Below are 4,087 nucleotides of genomic sequence, written 5' to 3' on the forward strand. Positions count from 1 at the left end.
CCCACCACGGTACGGGGCTGGAGGTCGCGCGGTTCCCTGACCACGCTGGGCAGTGGATCGTCGGCGGGTGCGTCCCAGCGGAACGCCGGCACGGTGGTGTGGTCGGCGAGAAAGCCGAGCAGCCCGAGGTAGGCACCCGGGGTCAGGGCGGCCAGTTCGTCCACGACCAGTTCAAGTCCTTCGTACCGGTTGGCGGTGACCGCGCCGGAGCGGGTGTGGCGGTAGCGGGCGTATCCCTCGGGAGTTCCCTGCGGGCCCCGCCACAGGACCGTGTCCCGGCGGACGTCGGCCGGCTCCGGGCGGAGCAGGGCGTGCCAGTCGTCCACATCCCGCAGCAGCGGTCCGAACCGGCGTGCCGCGAAGGCCCGGTGCACGGGCAGCAGGTCCTCGGGGTCCGGTCCCAGTTCCGGGCCGCCGAGGGCGGGGTCGTGCGTAGGGCGGAGCAGGCCGGGCGTACCGGTGTAGCGGCTGACCGCGGCGCACGGCCCCCAGCCCATCGCGCGCCACCAGCGGGGTATCGCCGTCTTCCAGCCCGCCAGCACATGCCCTTGATCGCGCAGCAGTCCCATCATGGGCTCGGCGTATGGGGTGATCATCCCCCGACGGCGCAGGGCGGGGTGGGTGGTGACCAGGCCCTTGACCGCAATGGAGGTGGACAGGCCGTGCAGGCTCACCTCCGCGCTCTCCCACCGCCCGATGGCGGCGAGGCCCTCCTCCCGGCGTACGGCGAAGATCTGTTCGGGCGGCAGTCCTTCGAGTTGGGCGTGTGCTTCGGCGGCGGTGCCGAAGGAGTACGCGAGCAGGGCAACCGCCTCGTCGAACTCATGGTCGCGCAGTGGTCCCGCGTCGAGATCGCTCATCGTCGTTCCCTTTCGGTGGTGTCCGCGGCGGGGGGCGCCGGCTCGGGGGCCGGGAGCGTCGGGGAGGTGAGCGCGGGCGCCGCCCCGAGGGCGGCCATGCCGCAAGCCCAGAGCAGCGCGCACACGGCGGGCGGCAGCGCTCCGGCCATGAACACCCCGAGCGGCGGCCCGGCCAGCAGGGCGATGTTGTACGAGGAGGAGACCAGCGCGCTCGCCGCGCTGTGGCGCTCCGGGCCGACCGCGGCGTACACCAGGGGCTGGAAGCAGCCCGCGAACGCGCAGGCGGTGGCGGCGAACAGCGCCGCGGCGGCCACGAGCAGCGCGGTCCTGGCGGTGCCCGGGATCAGCGCGGCCACGGCAAGCAGGGCGTAGCCCGCGGTGCCCGCCGCCCCGGTGAGCGGGAGCCGGAGTGCGGGGTCCACCCGGAGCAGCAGCCGTGCGGTGGGGAGCGCTCCGGCCACTGTTCCGGCCATGACCAGGGCGAGCAGCAGTCCCATCGCCCAGGGCGGCTGCCCGAGCCGGGTGACGAGCAGCAGTGGGATCGCCGTGTCGAGCAGGGCCATGCCGAACAGGACGAATGCGACATGGGCGGTGAGCAGTCCCACGAAGGCCCGGTTCCGCAGCAGGGCGCGGCGGTCCGCCGTTCGGCCGCCGGGGCGGGTGGGCGGGGCGGGAAAGCGGGCGGCGCGCGACCACAGCAGGGCCGCGAACGCCAGATAGCTGACGGCGTCGAGCAGGAAGACGGTCCGGGTCATGGCGGCGGGTCCGGTGAGGGCGGCGGCCGAGAGCACCACGCCGGCGGCCAGCCCCAGGTGCAGCACCGTGGACCGGGCCGCGAACGCCGCTTCCAGCCGACGGCCGCGCTGGGCGGAGACCAGCAGCGGCGCCAGCGCGCTGTACGCGGCGCCCGCTCCGGCGCCGCAGAGCGCGGCGGACACCAGGGTCTCGCCGAGCCCGTGGGCGAACGGCAGCCAGGCCACGCCTGCGGCCTGCGCGGTCAGGGCCAGCGCGATCACCCGCGCCGGGGGCAGTCGGTCCGTGGCCCGGAGCGCCGGCCAGGGACCGGCGGCGCCGGCGATCCCCAGTACCAGGAAGTACCAGGTGACGCCGGTGGGGCCCGCGTGTTCCGCTCCGTACAGCACGATCGCGGTGAGCGCGAGGGTGAGCCCGCTGCCGAGCGCGGAGACGGCGTGTCCGGCGAGCAGCAGCCGGGTGTCCGATGTCAGCGATGCCAGTGATAACAGGCTCATGCCATCAGATGGGAGGTGACGGCGGCCAGCCGCCGGCCGTTGTCGGCCAGCATCACGGGGTCGGCGAGCTCTTCGGCGGCGACCGCGATCAGACAGGCCAGGGTGTCGACGGCGTACGCCAGAACGGTCCGGGGCGCGGGCAGCCCGTCCTCGCCGCCGGCCGGGCCGCCGTAGCCGTCGCGGAAGGCCGGGGTGAGCAACCCGTACGCGTACACCCGCCCCAGTTCGGCGGCGGGCGGGCCGATGAGACTGTTCGCCAGATCGAGCACGGCGACGATCCGGCTGCCGCGGAAGCAGAGGTTGCTCGCCCGCAGGTCCATATGGAGCAGACGCGCGGCGGCGGGTCTCAGGAGCGCCTCGCGCAGCGGCGGCTCCATCAGCTCGGGCGCGGGCAGCGGATACAGTTCGGCGGCCCGCCGGTACCGGGCGAGGGTCCGGCGCAGCAGAGCGGCGGGGCTGCCCTGCGCCCGCAGCGCGGCGAGGCCCGGCGCCCGCCCCGGGCGCAGGGCGTGGACGGCGCGGGTCAGCCGTCCGAGTGAGCGCTGCTGCTCCTCGTCCAGTTCGGCGGTCTCGTCGTGCTCGATCAGGTCGGAGAGCGTCCAGGAGTGCCCGGCTCCGTCCGGGCGGCGCTCCCAGGCCACCAGCCGGGGCACGGGCACTCCGGCGTCGGCCAGCAGCCGGTGGACGGCCGCCTCCCCCGCGATGACCTCGCCGAAGTCGGTGAATCCGTCGTAGGTGGTGTGGGTGGTCTCCAGCAGTGGGACCCGCAGGGCGTACCGCGCACCGCCGGTCTCGGCGCGGAAGACGGCGAAGTCCATGCCCTGCCGCCAGGGGGTGAGCACGCACGGGCCGCGGCCGAGGACGGCCTCGATCCGGGGCCGCAGCGCGGGCGCCCACGAAGCGGTGTCGGGGAGTTGCCGGAGACCGGGCTCCGGGGCGGCCGGGAGGGGATGGGCGGGGCGGGCCGCCGGGCCCTTCGCGGGCATCTCAGTGCCCGCTCATATCCGCTGTGACCAGCGGTTCCACGGGGAATCCGGGGGCGGTCGCCGCGTAGATCCGCCGGATGGCCTGCCATCCGTGGTCCCGTTCGCTCTCGCTGAGCCAGGTCTTGCGGTCGGAGTGCTCGTCGCTGTTGCCCTGTTCGCGGTGGGGCAGTCCGAGACCGCCGCGTTCATTGCCCTGGTGCACGGCGAGCCAGTTCACGTTCACGGCGGGGATATGCGCCGCGTTACGGCTGATCCAGTCCACGGTGCCGGTGTAGTCGGCGCCGGGGATACCGAAGATCAGATTGGGCACGACCTTCATTCCGGCGGCGGTGGCGAGCTCCATGGCCTGTTCCACATGGCGCATTCGGAAGGGCTTGCGCAGATGGGCGAGCCAGCGGTCGTCGCAGATTTCGAGGCCGAACTCGATATAGCGCACCCCCATGTCCCAGCATTCCTGGATGAATCCATCCCGGCAGGCGAGGGAGGGCGGCGTCTGGACGATGAATCCCAGGAACCCGGGGTTGTAGGCGGAGATGCGTCTGCCGACATCGCCCAGGGAGCGCCAGTTGCGTGCCTCGCCGAAGGATTTGTCGTCCACATAGACCAGTTCGAAGGAGAGCGGGCGGTACGCCTCGGCGTTCTCGGCGACCCGGTCCACGGGGGTGAGGGTCAGTTGGGTGGGAACGCTGCAGAAGTTGCAGCGGAAGGAGCATCCGCTGCTCAGGCTGAACCGGGGGATGACATGGTCGCCCGCGAACAGCCGGTAGTCCGGTGTCGCGGAGCGCCGCACACCGGGGAACTGCGAGCCCAGCTCGTCGAGCCCGCCGAGGTAGCGCACATGGTCATGGCCGGAGAACTCGGCCGGATCGGTGTAGCCGCCGAGGACCGTGGGGCGGCGGACGCGGGAGACGAAGTCCTTGACGTACCTCAGATTGGTCTCCAGCACGGAGAACAGGAAGACCGTGTCCTCGTCCGTCGCCTGGGCGAGGCG

General features: G+C 73.2%; 4 protein-coding genes. All 4 read right to left on the minus strand.

All coding sequences use genetic code 11. The features are described from left to right. Positions 1-860, minus strand: an 860-nt coding sequence (locus tag FF041_RS36905; RefSeq protein ID WP_153527102.1) for a GNAT family N-acetyltransferase, incomplete at its 3' end; no start/stop codon positions are given. Continuing rightward, positions 857-2,110, minus strand: coding sequence for an MFS transporter (locus FF041_RS36910; protein WP_153527104.1), 1,254 nt, complete (start codon positions 2,108-2,110; stop codon positions 857-859). The genes FF041_RS36905 and FF041_RS36910, both read right to left, overlap by 4 nt. After that, complete coding sequence (locus FF041_RS36915) at positions 2,107-3,096, minus strand: phosphotransferase family protein (RefSeq protein WP_153527106.1); 990 nt, start codon at positions 3,094-3,096, stop codon at positions 2,107-2,109. The genes FF041_RS36910 and FF041_RS36915 overlap by 4 nt, the downstream gene beginning before the upstream one ends. A 1-nt stretch (position 3,097) precedes the next feature. After that, on the minus strand, positions 3,098-4,087 hold a 990-nt coding region (locus FF041_RS36920; RefSeq protein ID WP_194292355.1), incomplete at its 5' end, for a radical SAM protein.

The organism is Streptomyces jumonjinensis (assembly GCF_009600885.1).
In the GTDB taxonomy this organism is placed as follows: Bacteria; Actinomycetota; Actinomycetes; order Streptomycetales; family Streptomycetaceae; genus Streptomyces; species Streptomyces jumonjinensis.

What these genes read in the sequence shown, in the direction of transcription:
- FF041_RS36915 (WP_153527106.1), bottom strand. Translation starts at nt 3,096, where the DNA reads ATGCCCGCGAAGGGCCCGGCGGCCCGCCCCGCCCATCCCCTCCCGGCC.
- FF041_RS36910 (WP_153527104.1), bottom strand. Translation starts at nt 2,110, where the DNA reads ATGAGCCTGTTATCACTGGCATCGCTGACATCGGACACCCGGCTGCTG.